The sequence below is a fragment of the Brevibacterium sp. CT2-23B genome, from assembly GCF_013168765.1.
In the GTDB taxonomy this organism is placed as follows: domain Bacteria; phylum Actinomycetota; class Actinomycetes; order Actinomycetales; family Brevibacteriaceae; genus Brevibacterium; species Brevibacterium sediminis.
Map to the genome: position 1 here is coordinate 1,081,371 of NZ_JABBYK010000001.1, position 19,766 is coordinate 1,101,136.

General features: G+C 66.9%; 19 protein-coding genes. 1 reads left to right on the forward strand and 18 read right to left on the reverse strand.

The features are described 5' to 3' along the window. Positions 1-9: 9 nt before the first annotated feature. From scpB to HIM68_RS05025, 18 genes are all read right to left on the reverse strand, one after another. On the reverse strand, positions 10-663 hold the full coding sequence (scpB, locus tag HIM68_RS04940; protein ID WP_172170091.1) for an SMC-Scp complex subunit ScpB: 654 nt from the start codon (positions 661-663) through the stop codon (positions 10-12). After that, complete coding sequence (locus tag HIM68_RS04945; protein WP_367647432.1) at positions 660-1,571, reverse strand: ScpA family protein; 912 nt, start codon at positions 1,569-1,571, stop codon at positions 660-662. Before HIM68_RS04945 ends, scpB begins: the two co-directional genes overlap by 4 nt. A gap of 17 nt (positions 1,572-1,588) precedes the next feature. Next, positions 1,589-2,455: a ParA family protein gene (locus HIM68_RS04950; RefSeq protein WP_172170094.1), complete on the reverse strand. Its 867-nt coding sequence runs from the start codon at positions 2,453-2,455 to the stop codon at positions 1,589-1,591. A gap of 38 nt (positions 2,456-2,493) precedes the next feature. Beyond that, on the reverse strand, positions 2,494-3,444 hold the full coding sequence (gene xerD / locus HIM68_RS04955; RefSeq protein WP_172170097.1) for a site-specific tyrosine recombinase XerD: 951 nt from the start codon (positions 3,442-3,444) through the stop codon (positions 2,494-2,496). A gap of 6 nt (positions 3,445-3,450) precedes the next feature. Next, complete coding sequence (locus HIM68_RS04960; RefSeq protein ID WP_172170100.1) at positions 3,451-4,155, reverse strand: NUDIX hydrolase; 705 nt, start codon at positions 4,153-4,155, stop codon at positions 3,451-3,453. An 88-nt stretch (positions 4,156-4,243) separates the two neighbouring features. Then, positions 4,244-5,905, reverse strand: a complete 1,662-nt coding sequence (locus HIM68_RS04965) for a CTP synthase (protein WP_172170103.1) — start codon at positions 5,903-5,905, stop codon at positions 4,244-4,246. 26 nt (positions 5,906-5,931) lie between these two features. Further along, positions 5,932-7,068, reverse strand: a complete 1,137-nt coding sequence (locus HIM68_RS04970; RefSeq protein ID WP_172170106.1) for a glycosyltransferase — start codon at positions 7,066-7,068, stop codon at positions 5,932-5,934. Between the two features lie 33 nt (positions 7,069-7,101). After that, positions 7,102-8,250, reverse strand: a complete 1,149-nt coding sequence (locus tag HIM68_RS04975; RefSeq protein ID WP_172170109.1) for a glycosyltransferase family 4 protein — start codon at positions 8,248-8,250, stop codon at positions 7,102-7,104. Next, positions 8,247-9,986 carry a lipid II flippase MurJ gene (gene murJ, locus HIM68_RS04980; RefSeq protein WP_172170112.1) on the reverse strand — a complete coding sequence of 580 codons (1,740 nt, stop codon included), beginning with the start codon at positions 9,984-9,986 and terminating at the stop codon, positions 8,247-8,249. The genes HIM68_RS04975 and murJ overlap by 4 nt, the downstream gene beginning before the upstream one ends. Next, entirely contained in the window at positions 9,983-10,852 is an 870-nt protein-coding gene (locus tag HIM68_RS04985; RefSeq protein WP_172170115.1) for a hypothetical protein, read from the reverse strand. The genes murJ and HIM68_RS04985 overlap by 4 nt, the downstream gene beginning before the upstream one ends. Then, positions 10,849-11,841: a copper transporter gene (locus HIM68_RS04990; protein WP_139469722.1), complete on the reverse strand. Its 993-nt coding sequence runs from the start codon at positions 11,839-11,841 to the stop codon at positions 10,849-10,851. Before HIM68_RS04990 ends, HIM68_RS04985 begins: the two co-directional genes overlap by 4 nt. Continuing rightward, entirely contained in the window at positions 11,834-13,072 is a 1,239-nt protein-coding gene (gene steA, locus HIM68_RS04995) for a putative cytokinetic ring protein SteA (RefSeq protein ID WP_172170118.1), read from the reverse strand. Before steA ends, HIM68_RS04990 begins: the two co-directional genes overlap by 8 nt. Positions 13,073-13,087: 15 nt before the next feature. Then, a complete protein-coding gene (recN, locus tag HIM68_RS05000; protein ID WP_172170121.1) occupies positions 13,088-14,791 on the reverse strand; it encodes a DNA repair protein RecN in 1,704 nt (567 codons plus the stop codon). After that, positions 14,792-15,733: an NAD kinase gene (locus HIM68_RS05005; protein WP_172170124.1), complete on the reverse strand. Its 942-nt coding sequence runs from the start codon at positions 15,731-15,733 to the stop codon at positions 14,792-14,794. Then, on the reverse strand, positions 15,730-16,536 hold the full coding sequence (locus HIM68_RS05010; protein WP_172170127.1) for an SAM-dependent methyltransferase: 807 nt from the start codon (positions 16,534-16,536) through the stop codon (positions 15,730-15,732). Before HIM68_RS05010 ends, HIM68_RS05005 begins: the two co-directional genes overlap by 4 nt. Beyond that, positions 16,533-16,763 carry a hypothetical protein gene (locus HIM68_RS05015; RefSeq protein WP_172170130.1) on the reverse strand — a complete coding sequence of 77 codons (231 nt, stop codon included), beginning with the start codon at positions 16,761-16,763 and terminating at the stop codon, positions 16,533-16,535. The genes HIM68_RS05010 and HIM68_RS05015 overlap by 4 nt, the downstream gene beginning before the upstream one ends. Beyond that, positions 16,760-17,737 carry an HAD-IIA family hydrolase gene (locus tag HIM68_RS05020; protein WP_367647434.1) on the reverse strand — a complete coding sequence of 326 codons (978 nt, stop codon included), beginning with the start codon at positions 17,735-17,737 and terminating at the stop codon, positions 16,760-16,762. The genes HIM68_RS05015 and HIM68_RS05020 overlap by 4 nt, the downstream gene beginning before the upstream one ends. Then, positions 17,734-18,741, reverse strand: a complete 1,008-nt coding sequence (locus tag HIM68_RS05025) for a hypothetical protein (protein ID WP_216656738.1) — start codon at positions 18,739-18,741, stop codon at positions 17,734-17,736. The genes HIM68_RS05020 and HIM68_RS05025 overlap by 4 nt, the downstream gene beginning before the upstream one ends. 306 nt (positions 18,742-19,047) lie before the next feature. Between HIM68_RS05025 and HIM68_RS05030 the strand changes: the two genes are divergently transcribed. After that, positions 19,048-19,638 (forward strand): hypothetical protein, encoded by a 591-nt coding sequence (locus HIM68_RS05030; protein ID WP_172170133.1) that lies wholly within the window; start codon positions 19,048-19,050, stop codon positions 19,636-19,638. Positions 19,639-19,766 lie beyond the last annotated feature (128 nt).

Genomic DNA, 19,766 nt, shown 5'->3' on the forward strand with positions numbered 1-19,766 from the left:
TCTCTCAAATCAATCAGCGACTCGTGACATCTCGGCGGCCGAATCGGAGTCATCGTCGAGATCGTCGTCGAGGGCGCCGTCGATCTCGGCGAGCACTTCGGTGACTTCGGCGCCGAGTTCGGCGACGTCGGCGTCTTCGGGCAGGTAGGGGGCGATATCGGGCAGGTCGTCGATCGCGTTCATACCCATCGTGTCGAGGAACGTACGCGTGGTGGCGTAGAGCAGCGCCGAGGTGGACGCTTCCTTGCCGGCTTCGACGATGAGTCCGCGCAGCAGCAGGGTGCGGATGACGCCGTCGACGCTGACTCCGCGGATGGCCGCGATGCGGGGCCGGGAGATCGGCTGCCGGTAGGCGATGACTGCCAGAGTCTCGAGCGCGGCTTGGGAGAGCTTCGCGCTCTGCCCGGCCGTGAGGAAGTCCTTGACCACCTCGTGGTAGTCTCCGCGGGAGAAGATGCGGAAGCCGCCGGCGACATGGCGGATCTCGAACCCGCGCTGCCGGTGGTGCTCGTCTCCGTCGTAATCGGCCTTGAGTGTGCGGATGGCTTCGAGGACGGTGTCCTCGTCGAGGCCGAGGGAGCCCGCAAGGTCTTCGACAGTGACGGCCGAATCGGTGATCATGAGCACGGCTTCGATACCGGCGAGGATCTCGTCATCGATCATGATTGTTCCCCTTCTTCTTCGTCTCCGCTCCAGTCGCCTTCGGTGCGCAGGTCGACTCCGTCTTCGTTCATCTCCGTGCGGTGGATGAGCAGCCGTCCCAGAGGTTCGGGCTGGTCGAAGTCGCAGAGGCCGACCTTGAACAGTTCGAGCAGAGCGAGGAACCTCGCCACGACGACCAGGGTGTTCTCGGCTGTTTCGAGCAGATCCTGGAAGTCGACGTCTCCGGCGCGCAACAGGGACAGGATGTGCCCGCGCTGCTCGGACACGCTCACGAGCGGCAGGTGGATATGGTCGACGGCGACGCTCGGCGGGGTGTGGTCGCGTTGGAGCACCGTGGCGAAGATTCCGGCGAGCTCACCGGGATCGATGTTCAGCTCCAGCGGCGGCAGCACGTCCTGGAACTCCGGCTCGAGGTCGACATCGCGTGGGGCTCGGATCGAGCCGGCGGCCATCGCTTCGGCCAGGTACCCGGACACGGACTTGTACGCCTTGTACTGCAGCAGCCGGGCGAAGAGGAGGTCACGGGCTTCGAGCAGTTCGAGGTCGAGGACCTCTTCACCGTCTTCGTGCGGCAGCAGCCGTGCCGTCTTGAGATCGAGCAGGGTCGCGGCGACGAGGAGGAACTGGGAGATCTCGGCGAGGTTCGCCTGGTCCTTCAGCTCTGTGGTGTACGCGATGAACTCATCGGTCACCTCGGCGAGCGCGATCTCCGTGACGTCGAGGCGGCGCTTCGAGATCAGTCCGAGCAGCAGGTCGAAGGGGCCGGTGAAGTTGTCCAACCGCACCTGGAATCCCTGTGCGGCATCATCGCCGGGCGCTGCGCCATCGCCGGACACGATGTCAGTGCCGGAATCAGCGCCATCGCCCGAGGCGACGCCACCGCTCGAGGCAGATGCCGCTTCCTCCACATCTGTTACGGAGTCGCTCAGGGTGCGCCTCCGCGGGCGATGAGCTCCCGGGCGAGTCGGCGGTAGGCTTCGGAGCCGGCATGCTTCGGGGCGAAGCTCGTGATCGGTTCGGCGGCCACGGAGGCGTCGGGGAACTTCACGGTGCGGTTGATGACGGTCTCGAAGACCTTGTCGCCGAAGGCTTCGGTGACTCGCGACATGACTTCCTTCGAGTGCAGGGTCCGCGAGTCGAACATCGTGGCGAGGATTCCGTCGACCTCGAGCGAGGGATTGAGCCGGTCCTGGACCTTCTCGATCGTCTCGACGAGCAGGGCGACGCCGCGCAGGGCGAAGAACTCGGTCTCGAGCGGGATGACGACACCATGGGCGGCAGTCAGAGCATTGACGGTGAGCAGTCCCAGCGAGGGCTGGCAGTCGATGAGGATGACATCGTATTCGTCGGCGACCTTCGACAGGGCACGGGCGAGCACCTGCTCGCGGGCGACCTCGCCGACGAGCTGGACTTCGGCGGCGGAGAGGTCGATATTGGCCGGCAGGATGTCGATATTGTCGAAGTCCGTTTCGACGATGACCTCGTGCGGGTCCAGTCGCGGGTTCATCAGCAGGTTGTAGATGCTGATGTCGAGCTCATAGGGGTTGAGTCCCAGACCGACGGACAGTGCGCCCTGCGGGTCGAAGTCGACGAGCAGCATCTTGCGTCCGTAGGCGGCCAGAGCCGCACCGAGGTTGATCGACGAGGTCGTCTTGCCGACCCCGCCCTTCTGGTTGACCATCGCGATGATGCGGGCGGGTCCGTGCGAAGCCAGGGGTGCCGGCTCCGGGAAGTCCTGGGGCTCGTTTGCGGTCCGCTGCTGGGGGATCTCCAACGCCTCTTGCGTATTCATCTCTCGGATGGCCACCTTTCGTTGCTCTACGTCCAACCCTACCGCGCTCGGGGGTGCGAGGTCGCGTACACTTCCCGCAGTGTCTCCTCGGAGACTTTCGTATAGATCTGCGTCGTCGTCACCGAGGCATGGCCGAGCAGCTCCTGGACGACGCGGATGTCCGCACCGCCCTCGAGGAGGTGCGTGGCGAACGAGTGTCGGAACGTATGCGGAGACACCTCGGCGTCGATCTTCGCCGCCTCTCCGGCGTCCTTGACGATCTGCCACGCCGAGACCCGGGAGAGCCGGGTTCCGCGTGCGTTGAGGAACAGTGCCCCGGCCGGGGCCGAGGATCTCGCCTTCGCCGCCATCGACGGACGCACCCGTGACACCCACGCTCCCAGGGCGCGCGCGGCGTGGGATCCGAAGGGCACGATCCTCTCCTTCCCGCCCTTGCCGTAGAGCCGGACGAGCCCCGAGTCGAGGTCGAGATCGTCGAGGTCGACGCCCACGGCCTCGGAGATGCGTGCACCTGTGGCGTAGAGGAGTTCGAGCAGGGCCGCGGCCCGAATCTGCACGGGTTCCTCGCCGTCGGTGGTGGCGATCATCGCTTCGATCTCGTCGAGTGCCAGTGCCTTGGGCAGTCGCAGTCCTTCCTGCGGTGGGCTGACCTCGGAGGCCGGGTCCGTGGGCGCGAGGTTCTCCCCCAGCGCGAACGTGTGGAATCGTCGCACCGCGACGAGTGCGCGTGCCCGACTCCGCGGTGCCAGTCCCGAATCGAGCAGGTGAAGCGCAAAGTTCTCCACCTTCTGTCGATCGACATCGCCGAGGCGGCTTACCCCGTCCTCGGTCAGCCAGGTTCCGTACCGGGCGAGGTCACGGGCGTAGGCGTCGATCGAGTTCATCGACAGTCCGCGTTCGAACCGCAGGGAGGCGAGATAGGACTCGAAGGCGCGCCGCAGGTCTCCGGGCAGGTTCTCCGGCAGGAGTTCGGCGCCGTGCCGAGCCACAGGGTCTCAGTCCTCGCTCGAATCGGCCGTCTCGACCTGTGCACCACGGCCGAATTCGGGGCGGCCGTCGACGAGTCGCCTCGGCGCATCGACGGGACGGAACTCCACCGGTGCTCCCGCAGCTTCGGCGCGCAGCACCCGGTCGACCTGGAAGATCGCGAGCTGGGCGATCGCGTTGGTGATCCGTCCATCGGTCACGGCCGCGAGTGCTTCGTCGATGCCGACCCAGGCGTAACGGAATCCTGCCTCTTCTTCGCCGCGTTCGTGACGGTCGGCTTCGGGAACAGAGGACAGCCCGCGTGCCAGGTAGAGACGCATCGTCTCGGAGCTGCCGCCCGGGGTCAGGCAGGAGTCGCTGAGGACGTCCCAGTGGTCGGCCGTGAGGTCGGCTTCCTCGACGAGTTCCCTCTTCGCCGCTTCGAGCGGGTCCTCTCCGGGAACGTCGAGCAGACCGGCCGGGACCTCCCACAGCCTCGCTCGGACGGGATGCCGGTACTGCTGGGCCAGGAGGATCCGCTGCTGGTCGTCGACGACGGCCACGCCGACGGCACCGGTGTGCGCCATGAGATCGCGGACGAGCCCGGACGCCTCGGGCAGGTCGAAGGTCTCTCTGCGGATATCCCACACTGCGCCTTCGTAGACGACCTCGGAGGAGGTGATCGGCGGGATCACCGGATCGTCCTGCAGGATCTCATCGTGCTGGGTACTCATCGGCTGCCTCCCGAAACTCGACGGTGGTGGAACGGCGAATGCCGCCGGCGCTCTGGCCGACGGCATTCGCTGTGAAGATGGACAACGGTCACTGACGCTCGAGAGCGGCGGCGACCAGACCCGCGAACAGCGGATGAGGTGAGGTCGGACGCGACTTCAGCTCGGGGTGCGCCTGAGTGGAGACGTAGAACGGGTGCTGCTCGTGCGGCAGTTCGACGAATTCGACGAGCTCACCGTTCGGTGAGGTTCCGGAGAACTCGAGCCCCGCCTCGGCGAGCTGATCCCGGTAGGTGTTGTTGACCTCGTAGCGGTGACGGTGACGCTCACTGATCGTCGTGTCCCCGTACACGCCGGCTACGACGCTGCCTTCGGTGAGTTTGGCTTCGTAGGTGCCCAGACGCATGGTGCCGCCCAGGTCGCCTTCGCCTTCGACGATCGAGAGCTGCTCGGCCATGGTCGCGATGACCGGAACCGTGGTCTCGGGGTCGAATTCGGACGATGAGGCCGCCTCGATGCCGGCGACGTTGCGTGCGTATTCGATGACCATGCACTGCAGACCCAGGCACAGGCCGAGGGTCGGAATGCCGTTGGTGCGGGTGAATTCGAGTGCGCCGAGCTTGCCTTCGATGCCGCGGATGCCGAAGCCTCCGGGCACGCAGATCGCGTCGAGGCCGGACAGTGCCGACGCGGCTCCGGCTTCGGTGGAGCAGTCATCGGACTGGATCCACTTGATCTTGACCTTCGCATCGTTGGCGAAGCCGCCGTGGCGCAGCGCCTCGGTGACGGAGAGGTAGGCATCGGGCAGGTCGATGTACTTGCCGACGATGCCGATGGTGACTTCCCGGGACGGGTTGTGCACGCGTTCGAGTACCCAGTCCCACTTCGTCCAGTCGACGTCGCGGAACGGCAGGTTGAGGTTGCGGATGACGAACACGTCGAGGCCGCCGTCGTGGAGGACCTTCGGAATGTCGTAGATGCTCGGGGCGTCGACGCAGGACACGACAGCTTCGGTCTCGACGTCGCAGGCGCCGGCGATCTTCGCGCGGATCGAATCCGGCAGCTCGCGGTCGGAGCGGAGCACGATCGCATCGGGCTGGATGCCGATGGAGCGCAGGGTGGCCACCGAGTGCTGGGTCGGCTTCGTCTTCAGCTCTCCGGAGGGCCCGAGGTAGGGCACGAGGGAGACGTGGATGAAGAACACGTTGTCCCGGCCGATGTCGTGACGGACCTGGCGGGCCGCCTCGAGGAAGGGCTGGGATTCGATATCGCCGACGGTGCCGCCGATCTCGGTGATGATGACGTCGGGGCGGTCCGCCTCGGGGCGTTCGGCCTGGGCACGCATCCGCGCCTTGATCTCATCGGTGATGTGCGGGATGACCTGGACGGTGTCGCCGAGGTACGCACCGCGGCGTTCTTTCGCGATCACCGAGGAGTAGATCTGTCCGGTGGTCACATTCGCTGCGCCGTCGAGGTCGTTGTCGAGGAAGCGCTCGTAGTGGCCGATGTCGAGGTCGGTCTCGGCACCATCCTCGGTGACGAAGACTTCGCCGTGCTGGAAGGGGTTCATCGTGCCGGGATCCACGTTGAGGTAGGGATCCAGCTTCTGCATGGCCACGGTGAGGCCGCGCTGAGTGAGCAGATGGCCGAGGCTCGATGCCGTCAGACCCTTGCCCAACGAGGAGGCGACGCCTCCCGTGACGAAGATGTGCTTTGCCGTATGTGTGCCGCCTGGGCCAGTTCGATTCACCACGGGATTTGATTCTATCAAAGTCCGGCTCACGAATCCGAGACAGCGTCGACCTCGGCGTACAGATCGAGCAGCGTCTCGGAGATCGCCGCACCGTTGCTCACGTCGATGACCCGCTTCTTTGCTGCCACGGCGGAGGTTCCGCGTCCGGCCGGGTCGTCGAGAAGATGATTGATCTCACGCAGCAGCGCCTCCGTGTCGTCGGCGGGAACGGCCTTCGCGGCCTCTCCCCAGATGCCGGCGCGGCGTTCGCTGCCGATGAAGACCGCGGGCTTCGACAGCTGCATGAGGTCTTCGTGGGACAGTCCCGTCATCGTCTCGCTGGCGATGACGACATCGGCAGCGGCCGCGACATCGACGAGGTCTCCAGCCGGTGCCACAAGGACGCCGCGGTCGGAGAATTCGCGGGAGATCGTCGACCGGTCCTTGCCGGTGCCGGTGAGGACGAAGACGACCTTGCGGTCGCGGCGGCGCTGGTTGATCTGGTCGGCGGCGTCGAGGACCGTCGCCAGAGCGGTGTGGTCACGCAGCGCGATGGGGCTGGCGACCATCCAGGTGCCTTCCGCGAGGCCGAGTTCGCGACGGACCTCGGCGCGCGGGGTGCGGACCGTGAGGTCGGCGTCGATGTCCGGGTGGACGAGTTCGGCGCGTTCGACGACCGGGACGCGGCCGCCGTAGTAGTCGACGACGGGTTCGGTCGTGCCGAGCACTGCGGTGGCCGTACGGCCGACGATCTCGGCTCCGGTCTTCTCGATGACGTTGGCGGAGTCGAAGGATTCGATGGTGGCGACGACCTTCGGGTGCAGGCGGGCGGGCAGACCGGTGAAGGCCAGTCCGGCGAGCGTCGCCGCATGCAGTCCGTGCGCGTGGACGATGTCCACGTGCTGGTAGTACTTGTGAAGAGTGAAGGCGGAGCCGGGGTCAGCGGTCGTGAGTCGGCGACGGGCGGTGAGTTCGATCTCGCGGAATTCGCCGGCCAGTTCCTCAGGGACTCCGAAGGTGCCCAGCAGTGACCGGTGCGCGGCGACGGCGACCTTGAAACCGGCCCGGAGGTGACCGAGCACGGCGAGCTTCGCCACTTCGACGACGGGACCGGTGGTATCGGCGAGCACGTGCAGAATCCTCGTGTCTGCGCTCAGTGGGTTGACCTCGCCGGATTCGCTCATTTCCTCATCCTCTTCTTTCGTTCGACGCTGCTTCTAGCCTACCTGGGCAGGCACGAGTTCCGTGTAAAGACCTGCGAGTTCTTCGGCAACTTCCCTCTCATCGGGAAGCTCCGCTCCGCGTGCCCGTGCCCTGGCTCCGAGTTCTGCGCGGCGGGCAGGATCGACGGCGAGTTCGGCCACGGCAGCGGCGAAGGCGGCATCGTCGTCATGGTCGATCAGTATCCCCGCATCGCCGACGAGTTCGGCGCTGCCTCCGGTGGCGGTGGCCACGATCGCCTTGCCGGTCATCAGCGCCTCTTGGAGCACGAGCGCCCGGGCCTCCCACACGCTGGTGAGCGCGTAGATGTCCGCAGCCGCTGCGAGTTCGGCGATGTCATCGCGGGGTCCGAGGAAGTGCAGGGCCGGAATCGCCGAGGCGGCTGCGGCGTCATCGTACTGAGCGCGGACGTCGGCGAGCACCTCCTCATCGGCGGCACCGGCGATGAGGGCGACGATCTCGCCCTGGTGGTTCTCCTCGCCGAGGCGGACGAGTGCGCGCACGAGCATCGGGTAGTTCTTCTGTTTGGCGACGCGACCGACTGCAAGGACGATGAGTGCCCCAGGATCGAAGTCGAACTCCTCGGCCAAGCTCGCGCGGGTGGCGGCGGCCGCCTCGGCGGATACGGGGGTCACCTCGGGGGCGGCGGCCGGGAGGAACCGGGCGGTCTGCGCTCCGAGTTCGCGGGCGCGGTCGACGAGGTCGGTGCTCGCGCCGAGGACGAGGTCGGCCCCGCGGGCGAGCATCGTCTCGACTCGGGTTTCGACCCGTCCGCGCAGTCCCTGTCCGCTGGCCTGGTTGTGGAGGCTGAGGACGAACTTCGGTCGGGTCTTCAGCGTGCGCAGGGTCAGCAGGGTGATGAGCCCGGCGCGGAAACCGTGGGCGTGGACGATCTGCGGAGAGAAGCTGCGCAGCAGTGTGCGCTGCCGGCGGACGAGGGCGGCGTCGGAGGGGCCGATTCCGGTACCGAGTTCGAGGACGCCGAACCGGACGCCGGGCAGCAGCGAGAAGCCGAAGTGTTCGTCGGTGGCGGCCGGTCCGATGACGCCGATCTCATGTCCGGCGGCGGCGAGGTCGCGGGCGAGTGCGTGCACGTGGGTGCCGACTCCCCCGGTCGAGGTGCCTATGGTGAAGACGATTCTCATGAGTCTTCCTCCCTGTCGGTGTCGCTGGGTCCGTGATCTCTGGTCTGTGCTTCGGCGGCGTGCACGGTCGTCTCGTCGTTGACGCCGGCCCGGTTCCGGTCGGCGAGCAGGCCGCGGATCTCTCCGAGGAACCCGCGGTCGATGATGAGCACGATGAGTCCGAATACGATGCAGCCGAGGAGAGCTGCGACGATTCCGGCGATGACCGCGGAGCTTGCCGAGTTGTCGAGGAGTCCCCCGAACCACTGCGAGGTCACGACCCCGGCGGTGCCCGCGACGACGGCGGCCCCGAGCGCGAGCAGCGACCGGCGTCCGACGAGGGCGAGTCCGGTGGGGCCGAGGACGCGGCGCATATTCACGAGCAGGAATACTCCGGCGACGGTCATGCCCAGCACATAGCCGCTGCAGATGCAGACGAGGGTCAGTCCGGGATTGCCGTTCGAGCCGGTGACGAGGATGGCTCCGACCATGCCGACGATGACGAGGATCCACCCCGTCGTCGTGGCGGCAGCCGAATAGCGGGAGCGTTCCACCGCATAGAAGACGCGGGTGCCCCACGCCACGAAGGACCACCCGGGCACGGCCAAGGCCATGACCATGATCGCCGTGGCCATGGAGTCGAAGGGGGCAGCGGATTCGCTTTCGGCGTCGATGGCGATGAAGAAGGTCTGCAGGGGGCCGGCCGCCGAGAGCAGGATGACGGCGCCGAGTCCGCCGATAGCGATGATGAGGGCCGTCGTCGTCGAGGTCACCGACCGCATCCGCACCCCGGCTTCCGCACGTCTGTGCTCGGTCGCCTCGGGGTCGGTGGATCGTCCCACCCAGGTCGACAAGGTCGGGAAGACCACCGTCGCCACGGTCACGGCGAGCACCGCGTAGGGCAGCAGGTAGACGGCGTTGATGTAGCTGAAGAGGACGAGCGTGCCGTCCCCACCGACATGGTTGGCCAGGCTCAGGGTTGCGAGCACAGCGGCCTGCTGGGCGAGCAGGGCAGACATTCCGGCGCCGGCCAGGCGCAGCGCACGATGGGCGACTCCGGGTGGGAAGGAGAAGGTGGGACGCAGCTTCAGCCCGGTCGTGGCCATCGGCAGGGCGAGCGGCAGCGCGAGGGCTGCGACGCCGACGGTGGTGCCCCAGCCGAGCCAGCCGAGGTGGGTCTGCCAGGTGTCGTCGCTGCCGCCGACGGAACTGTAGGCGATATAGCTGCCGATGACGATGAGGCTGGAGAGCAGCGGGGCGAACGCCGGCCACAGGAACTTCCGGTGGGCCTGCAGCACTCCGGTGAGCACGGCGCCGATTCCGTAGAGGACGAGCTGCGGGGAGAACATGAGCAGCAGCTCCACGGTCGCCTGCACTCCCGCGGCGCTCGTCTTCGTGTCGACGAGGATCCTCGCGATCTGCGGGGCGAACACGGCCAGCAGGATCGACAGGGGCAGGGTGACGCTGACCGCCCAGGTCAGCAGGCCGGAGGCGATGCGTCCGGCGGTCTCCCGGTCCGATCTGGCCAGTGGCACGGCGAGAAGCGGGATGACCGCTCCGGCCAGGGCGCCTCCGGCGACGACCTCGAAGAGGATGTTCGGGACCTGGTTGGCACTCTGGTAGGCGGTGCCGACGGTGCCGGCGCCGACGTTTGCCGAGAACACCAGCCAGCGCAAGAAGCCGACCAAACGGGTCAGCAGGGTGATGATCGATACGAGCAGCGCCGTGGAGGCGAGGACTCGAACGAGCTTGTTCACTTATCCTCGCGGCCGAACGAGTCGATCTCCCGCAGTCCCGGAGTCGATTCGATGACGGAGGTGAAGGAGACCTTCTCGCTGGCCAGGGTGAGTCCGGCGAGGACAGCGAGGATGAGGCGTCGCTGTGCCGGTGTGGCGGTTTCGGCGAGGATCACGCCGATCGCCGCTCCCAGGGCATTGGCTCCGGTGTCGCCGAGCATCGCATCACCGGCGAGGTCGTCGGGCAAGGCTGCGGCCGTGGCGCCGGCGATCGCTCCGGCTGGTGCCCAGGACACGCGGCGATGGTGGTCGGTGAAGGCCAGGGTCAGTGCTCCGGCCTTGAGTGCCCGGCCCGGCCGCAGGTCGAGGAGGTTGAACAGGTTTGCAGAGCCCGCGATCACTCCCCCTGTGACGATGACATCCGCGGTGGCCGCGTACCAGGGCCGGTCGCTTGTCGAGTGCGTGGAGCCGAAGAGCCCGGACGGGCGGGTGCGGCTGCGCAGGATCGCGGCGGCCGCGATCGAGGCGAGCGGAATGCCGGTGACCTTGATGGCCCCGGTCGTGATCTCCCCGCGGGCCAGAGCCGACAGATGACCGCGCAGTCCTTTGGAGGATCCGGATTCGCAGAAGTCATCGACGGCGCCGAGGCTGCCCGCCACGGCCGTGGCCAGCAGGGTCGCCGACCGCTGCCGAGGATCTTCGATGAGCAGGCTGCCGGCCAGCAGTCCCGCCGCGACGGCAGGGCCTTCGGCGAGCGAGACGTCGTGTCCGGCGTGGTTGGTGCGCACCACGGAATCGTGGGTGCGCAGCCGCGATCTGAGCACGGCTTTCGTCGCGGCGAAGCCGGCGAGTCCGGCGACGGCGGTGCTGACGATGGAGCGGATCATTTCTCGTCTCCCTTCGGGGTGTCGTCGGACGGCTTCTCTTCGATCTTGCCCGGCAGAATGCCTTCGGCGTCCTCAGCGAATCCGAAGTGTCCGTGCTTTCCGGCTTCCCCGGAGGCCAGGGCCCGCACGGTGATGACGGGACCGGCGCCGAGGCCGAGGCCGTCGACGGTGCTGGCGCGGGACTTCTCCGTCCGCAGCACGTTGACGAGTCCGTTCTGTGCCGAGCCGGCGTCGCCGGCGACGACCACCGAGGTGGCTTCGGCGGTGAGCGCGGTGATGAAGTCGGTGACGAGGGTGCGGGTGCCCTTGTCGTCGGTGGCCTTCGGGCTGGGTTCGGTGTCCTCGGCCAGTGTCGAGTTCTCATCATCGATGACGATGAACAGCGAGGTGGTCTTGTGGTCTGTGTCGGTGCGCAGACGGTCGGCTTCGACGAAGACGTCGTAGAGCTTCGCCGCCTGCTTCTCCGCATCGGCCTGATCGTCCTCGTCTTCGAGCATCGAAGCGTCACCGGTCAGGGCGATGACGAGGGCGGCGCGGATCGCGGTCGAATCGTCCTTCGGCAGGTGCGGCACGACTGTGCGCAGCCGCTTGAGGAACTGGGTGGAATCCTCCAGGCTGAGCGTGTTCGGCACGAACGAGACGTCACCGGCGATGGTGCCGTCGGCTTCCTTGACCCGGTTGCTGACCTCTTCGACCTGCTCGGAGTCCGCCTCGGGGGCGGCGATGATGCTCACTTCCTGCCCGTCGAGGGTGCCGTCGATGAGTTCCGGGGCCGCGGCGGTGACGAATTCGTTCTGCTTGTCGATATTGCCCTTGGCGGCGTCGAGGTCGGAGCGCAGGTTGTCGCGGTCCGAGCGCAGCGCATCGACCTGGCTCTGCAGGGACTCCCCGATCGGTTCCTTCAGCGGTCCCGCGCCGAGGACGATGCCGACGGCGAGGGCGAGGAACACCGAGACGAGGGAGACGAGGTGGTAGCGGAAATCAATCACTGGTCAGTCCTTGGATGAGGCCGGCGGAATCGGTCGAAGCTGCGGGGTCGCCGCCGAAGAGGGAGCCGATCCAGCCGAAGAGGCCGTCGAGTTGGGCGCCGATGAGGCCGAGGAAAGTCTGTCCGGCCGAGGTCGCGGTCATCGCCACACCGAGGGCGACGAGACCGGCGATGATGAGCACGGCCAGCTGCAGGCTGGAGATGCGCTGCCGGTAGAGCAGGGACACGCCCTTGGCGTCGATGAGCTTCGATCCCACACGCAGTCGGGTGATGAAGGTCGAGGCCATTCCCTTGCGGCCCTTGTCGAGGAACTCCATGACGGTGTCGTGGGTGCCCACGGCGACGATGAGTTCGGCACCCTTGTCATCGGCGAGCAGCATGGCGATGTCCTCGCTCGTGCCCGAGGCCGCGAAGGCCACGCATTCGACTCCGAGGGCTTCGACCCGTTCGGTGCCCGGGGCGGTGCCGTCGCGGTAGGCGTGGACGACGATCTCGGCACCCGAGGTCAAGGCGGTGTCGGACACGGAGTCCATGTCCCCGACGATCATGTCCGGTCGGTAGCCGGCTTCGATGATGGCATCGGCTCCGCCGTCGACGCCGATGAGCAGCGGTCGGTATTCGCGGATGTAGGAGGCCAGCATCGCCAGGTCCTCCTTGTAGTGGTATCCGCGGACGACGATGAGCACATGCCGGTCGGTGAACGTCGTCTTCACCTCGGGCACGACGAGTTCGGCCGAGAGCAGATCGGAGTCCTTGCGGATGTATTCGATCGTATTGTCGATGAAGTCCACGAGCACGGAGTTCATTCCGGCCTCGGCGGCGTGCATGTCCTCGGAGATCGTCTCGGCCGTCTGCAGGACTCCTGTGGCCACTTCGGTTTCGCCTGCGTATACGGTGGCGCCCTCGATGGAGATCTCGGCATTTTCGTCGACCGCATCGAAGATGTCGGCACCGGCGGCGTCGATGAGGGGGATGCCGGCGTCGACGATGATGCTCGGGCCGAGGTTCGGGTAGCGGCCGGAGATCGACTTGTCGGCGTTGATCACCGCGGCCGGCCGGCAGGCGACGAGGGCTTCGGCGGAGATGCGGTCGATATCGGAGTGCTTGATGATGGCGATGTCGCCTGCTTGGAGGCGTTTCGTCAGATTCTTCGTGCGTCGGTCCAAGCGGGCAGGGGCGGGGCCGAACCGGGTCGGTGCGGTGAGGTTCTCACGGTGTCTGCGCACTTTCATGGTCAGCCCATTCTCTCATCTGCTGCCAACGCCGGCCTCCTTGACCTGCCGAGCGTTGTCGAGCAGTTCGGCTGCATGGGCCTTCGCGGAGGCGGAGTCGTCCATGCCCGCCAACATGCGGGAGAGTTCGACGACGCGTTCTTCGTCGGTCAGTTCCTGCACTCCCGAGCGCACGGTCTCGGCGTCATCGTCCTTGACGATGGTCACATGGGTGTCGGCCCAGGCGGCGACCTGCGGCAGGTGGGTGACGACGATGACCTGGGCGCCCTGGGCGAGTTTGGCCAGCCGACGGCCGATCTCCACGGCAGCTTTGCCGCCGACTCCGGCGTCGACTTCGTCGAAGACGTAGGTGGGGATGGATTCGCTGGCGGCTCGGACGACTTCGATGGCGAGCATGACACGGGAGAGCTCACCGCCGCTGGCGATCTTCGCGATGTCGTCGGGGATGGAGGATTCGTGGGCGGCGAAGGTCAGTCGGACCTCGTCGGCCCCGTGGGTGGTGGGTTCGCGTTCGGAGATCTCGAAGGCGACCGCTGCCTTCGGCATCGACAGGGCGGTGAGCTCTTCGCTGACCGCTGCGGAGAATTCGTCCGCGGTGGCCTTGCGGATCTCGGTGAGCGCTAAGGCGGCCGCCTCCATGGTCTCGCGGGCCTCGTCGAGTTCGGCGTCGAGTCCGTCGAGGTCGCGGTCCTCGGCTTCGAGTTCTGCGAGTTCCGCGGCCGAGCGGGATTCGAAGTCGAGGACTTCGGCGACGTCTTGGCCGTAGGGAGCCAGGGTGCCGAGTTCCGCGCGGCGCGCTTCGGTCTCTTCCAGCGAGGTCTCGCCGAGTTCGTCGAATCCCGAGAGGTAGGACGACAGTTCCGCGGCGGAGTCGGAGAGGCGCAGCACTGCGTCGCCGAGGGCTTCGCGGATGGTGACGAGTTCCTTGTCGGAGCCTTCTACATCGGCGATCGTGCTGATGGCCTGGTGGACGAGGTCGACGGCGGCGCCGGCATCGTCGATCTCGGAACCGAGCAGCAGGTCGTGGGCGGCACCGACGGCGCGGGTGATCTCGGCGGCGGCACCGAGTTTCGCGGACTGTGCGGCCAGGGTCTCGTCTTCGCCGGGTTCGGGGCGGACCTTGTCGATGGTCTCCAGACAGCCGCGCAGCCACAGGATGCGTTCGCGGCGGGCGGCGGTGGAGTCTTTGATGCGGCTGACGCGGGCTTCGGTCTCGCGCCAGTTCTCGAAGGCGGCACGGTAACGATCGGCCACCTCGGCGAGAGCAGTGCCACCGGCGGCGTCGAGGAGGTGACGCTGTTGGGCGGCGCCTTTGAGGCGCAGCTGTTCGGACTGGCCGTGGAGGGTGATGAGGTCGGAGGAGATGTCGGTGAGCACGGAGATCGGCACGGTGCGACCGCCGGCGGTGGCTCGGGCGCGGCCTTTGAGCGCCACGGTGCGGGAGATGATCGCTTCGTCGTCGGCGCTGCCGCCGGCCTCTTCGATGCGTTCGCGCACGGGTTCGGCCACATCGGTGAAGATGCCTTCGACCTCGGCTTTCTCTGCGCCTTTGCGCACGACTCCGGAGCCGACCTTGCGGCCCATGAGCAGGGACAGGGCGGAGACGAACATGGTCTTTCCCGCACCGGTCTCACCGGTGACGACGGTGAAGCCGGTGTCGAGTTCGACGGCGGCCTCGGCGATGACGCCGAGGTGGGAGATGCGCAGTTCGGAGATCATTCAGGCCTCCTTGATCGGTCCTCGCCAGCCGGAGACGGGCAGGCGGAACTTCGCGACGAGTCGGTCGGTGAAGGGGCCGGTGTGGAGGCGGGCGAGTCGGATCGGTGATTTCGAGCGGGTGGCTTCCACACGGGCCCCGGACGGCAGTTCGAGGGCGCGGCGGCCGTCGCACCACAGCACTGCGGAGAATTCGGGGTTCATCTGGGAGATCTCCACGCCGAGGCGGGAGGTCGGGTTGACGACGAGCGGTTTGGAGAACAGGGCGTGGGCGGAGATCGGGACGAGGATGAGTGCTTCGACCTCGGGCCAGACGATGGGTCCGCCGGCGGAGAACGAGTACGCGGTCGAGCCGGTCGGGGTGGCGAGGATGACACCGTCGCAGCCGAAGGAGGACACAGGGCGGGCGTCGACGCCGAGGACGACGTCGATCATCCGGGATTTCGAGGTCTTCTCGATGGTCGCCTCGTTGAGGGCCCAGGCGTTGAAGATGTTCTCGCCTTCGTGCCACACGGACACGTCGAGGGCGAGCCGCTCCTCGACGGAATAGTCACGTTGGGAGGCGCGATGGACCGCCTCGGCGAGGTCTTCCTTCTCGCTTTCGGCGAGGAAGCCGACATGGCCCAGGTTGATGCCCATGAGCGGGGCACCGGACCCGTGGAAGCGTTCGGCGGCGCGCAGGATCGTGCCGTCGCCGCCGAGGACGATGACGAGTTCGCAGGCGTTCTTCCACTCACCGAGTTCGGAGGGGTCGATGATGACGCAGTGGTTGAGGATGGGTTCGTCGTCGACGGCCTCGGCCTGGCGGGCGCGGATGCCGACGATCTCGTCGGAGAGGACGACGGGGGTGACTCCGTCGTCGAGGAGGGCCTTGAACACGCTGACGGCGGCCACGGCCGACTCATCACGTTGGGGGTGCAGCAGCACCATGATGTGTCTGGTCACGACTCTCCTCTCATCATTTCGTCCAGGTGGGCGGGGATGTCTGCTTGGTCGAGCCTATCGGACTGGTCATGTGTTCGGCCTGGGCGAACACGCAGGAAGTACTCTCGGTTCCCGCTGGGGCCCGGCAGCGGTGAAGGTGCGATGTCGGTGACGCGTCCGGCGTGTTCTCTCACGGCGTCGAGGACGGAGTCGACGGCGCGGCGGCGTTTCTCCCGGCTGGTGACGACTCCGTGTTTGTCCAGCGATGCTCGTGCCAGTTCGAATTGGGGTTTGACCATGAGGAGGAGTTCCCCCGTCGCGGCGGTCGCAGCCAGCAGCGGTCCGATGAGCAGGCGCAGGGAGATGAAGGAGACGTCGGCGACGACGAGGTCGACGGTCGGCACGTCGGAGTCGGTCAGTTCGCGGAGGTTGAGTCCTTCGCGGACGTGGACGCGCGGGTCGTTGCGGAGGATGGTCGCGAGTTGATCGTGACCGACGTCGACGGCCCAGACGTGTGCGACACCGTGATGGAGGAGGACTTGGGTGAAGCCTCCGGTGGAGGCGCCCGCGTCGAGGGCCGTCAGATCATTGAGTCGGTCGGTGAGGTCGAAAGCCTCGAGCGCGCCGAGGAGTTTGTGGGCGCTGCGGGCGACCCAGGGGTCGGGTTCGGTGACGGAGACGTCGTCGGTGTCTCTCACGTCCTGGGAGGCCTTGGTCGCGGTGCGGCCGTTGACGCTGACGCGACCGGCGGCGATTTCACGGGCGGCGCGAGAGCGGGAGTTCAGCAGCCCGCGGTCGACGAGTGCCCGGTCGAGTCTGCTCACAAGGAGCCCACCTGCGCGTCGAGGTCGCCCAGCAGGGAGTTGAGAAGTTCGTGCCGCTCAGCTGCCGGTGCTTCTTTGGCCTCGGCGAGGCTGGACCGCCAGGTCTCGATTGGCACGTCCCCGCTCACCGAGGCGGGTGTCGGGGCAGTGGCAGGGCCGGGTGTCGGGGTCGAGTTCATGCCGGGAGTTGTTCCGGGCCCTGGGCCGGGTGTTGGGATCTGGCTCATGAGTCCTCCCCGATCCGGCGGGGCAGGCGTCCTTCGGCCAGGACCGCCTCGGCGTCGGTCTCCCCCGCATCGATGGCTGCCCAGGCTCGGCGGAGTTCGGCTTCGATCCGGGCGGACTCGCCGCGGTCGGTGCCGGTGATGAGGGCTTCGAGTCCGCGCAGATTCGGCAGGATGAACGTCGGTCGACGCTCCGGACCGGCACGCAGGGCATCGTGGATGTCGTGGATTCCGGTGAGGACGAGGGCGGTGTCGATGCCGGCGGCACAGCCGCCTTCGATATCGGTGTTGAGGCGGTCGCCGACCATGAGGGGCCGGTGCGCGCCGAGGCGGCCGGCGGCGAAGTCCATCATGTGCGGTGCAGGTTTGCCGACGATGACGGGGGTGGCGTCGGTGAGTCGGGCGATGAGGTCGACGAAGGCACCGTTGCCGGGGACTTTCCCGGTTTCCGTGAGGAGGGAGAAGTCGGGGTTGCTCGCCCACCATTCGGCGCCCGAGCGGATGATTTCGCAGGTGCGCACGATCTTCGCGTAGTCGATCTCCGGGTCGAGTCCCTGAGCGACGGCGACGGGTGACGCGTCGAGTGAGTCGGTGATCTCGAGGCCCGCCTCTTCGAGTGCGACCCGCAGTCCTGTCGTGCCGAGGAGGTGGACGCGGGCGCCCGGCCCGAATCGTTCGGCTAAGCGTTCGGCGAGCACCTGCGCCGAGGTGGTCACTTCGCCCTCGGAGGCGTTGACGCCCATTCCGGTGATCTTCTCGGCGGTGGCTGCGGCCGTGCGGGTGGCGTTGTTCGTGACGTAGTTGACCGGGATCGACTGGGAGTGGAGCCAATTGATGCCGTCGACGGCGCCATCGACGGCATGTGTGCCGTGGTAGACGACTCCGTCGAGGTCGAACAGGACGCAGTCGATGGGCGTGCCCGATGACTCGGGCAGGCGCCCATCTGCTGAGTTGTGCTGTTCGGCGGTCAGTGTCACTGCTCTCCGTCGGCCTCGGGTGCTGTTGTGTCGGGCTCGGAGCCTGCGTCGGCTTCTGCATCGGCGAGGATCTCGTCGAGTTCGGCTTCGATCTCGTCGTCGGAGACCTTGACCGACTTCAGTTCCTTCGCCGAGACATGTGTCTTCGACTTCGGTGCTGCGGCCGGAGCCTCGGCGCCCGTGTCTTCCGCCGAATTGTCGGCAACGTCAGATTCCGTCTGCGGCTTCTCGGCTTCGGGCGCGCTGGCCGAGCCTTCTACGGCTTCGGCCGTCTCAGCATCGGCGGCCTCAGCGTCAGCGCCTGCAGAGGTCTCGGTGTCGGCAGCCTCACCGTTTGTTGCCTCACCGTCGGCTGAATCTACGTCGGTGCCTTCGGAAGTCTCGGCGTCGGCAGCCTCGGGCTCGTCTTCGACTTCTTCGACGGTTTCGATTTCGACGCCGGCGTTGAGGTCAGGCTCTTCGTCGCCGAAGAGGGTGCCGGTCGCCTTGGCGGTCCGGCGCGAGAGCTCTTCGTATTTGTCGGCGAGTTCGGGTTCGCCGTCGATGCGCAGCACCTCGGCGTAGGCGGCCATGAGACGAACCAGTCCGCCGCCGGGCTTCTGGGTGAAGTCCTCGGCTTCGATGAGTCGGCGCGCACCGGCGATGTCGTCGAGGTCGGACTTGGCTCCGGCAGCGACGATGACGAGTTCGGTGCGGGTGTCGTTGTCGAGGTCGAGTTCTTCCGAGTTCTTCAGCAGCTCGATGGCCTTCTCGGGCTTGCCGCGGCCGCGTTCGGCGTCGGCGATCAGCGCGATGTTGTCATTCGAGCCGGAGATGCGACGGTGGGTGCGCAGTTCGCGGACGGCTTCGTCGTAGTTCTCCACGTAGTACGCGGCGATGCCGAGTGCTTCGCGGACGACGGCGACACGACCGGCGCGGGCCATGGCGGCCTTGGCGTGTTCGTGGGCGCGTTCCGGGTCGAGGTCGAGCAGCCCGCCTGCGGCGACGAGGTGCTTGGCGACCATGTCGGCGTTCTCTTTGTCGAGGGAGCGCAACTGTGACGAGATCTCTTTGTCGAGTTCACGGCCGGTGACGCCTTCGGGAATTTCGGGTTCCTGAATGCGCGGACGGCGGGCGCGCTGTTCGCGTGCGTAGTCGCCGGTGTCGGTCTTGCGGGATGCACGGCGGTCGTTGTCGTTGCGGCCGTAGCCGCCGCGTCCTCCGCGGTTGTCGTCCCGTCGGTTTCCGCGGTAGCCGCCACGGCGGTCATCACCGTCGCGACGATCGCGGTTGAAGCCACCCCGGCGGTCGTCGTCATTGCGACGGTTACCTTGGTAGCCACCTCGACGGTCGTCACCATCACGACGATCCCGATTGAACCCACCACGGCGATCATCGTCATTGCGACGGTTGCCCTGGTATCCGCCCCGGCGGTCATCTCCATCACGACGGTCGCGATTGAACCCACCACGGCGATCATCGTCATTGCGACGGTTGCCCTGGTATCCGCCCCGGCGGTCATCTCCATCACGACGGTCGCGATTGAACCCACCACGTCGATCATCGTCGTTCCGGCGGTTGCCCTGATAACCGCCACGTCGGTCGTCGTCGTTCCGACGATTGCCCTGGTAGCCGCCTCGGCGATCATCGTCGTTGCGACGATTACCTTGGTAGCCACCGCGACGGTCGTCACCATCACGGCGATCCCGGTTGAAGCCACCACGACGGTCATCATCGTTTCGGCGGTTCTGTCCGTAGCCGCCTCGGCGATCGTCGTCATTGCGACGGTTGCCCTGGTATCCGCCCCGACGGTCGTCGTCGGTGCGACGATTGCCCTGGTAGCCGCCTCGGCGGTCGGACTTGCGTGGCCCGCGGCCGTCCCGGCTGTCCGGTCGACGGTTGCGATTGTTGTCGCGATCTGAGCGGTGACCGCCATCTGCGCGGCGGTTGTCCTGGCTGTCTCGCGAATCCCCTTGGGCCACGATTCTCCCTATGAAGTCTTTTCGGTGTTCCGCTCTATTCTAGTCCACTCACCGCTTCGACGCCGTGT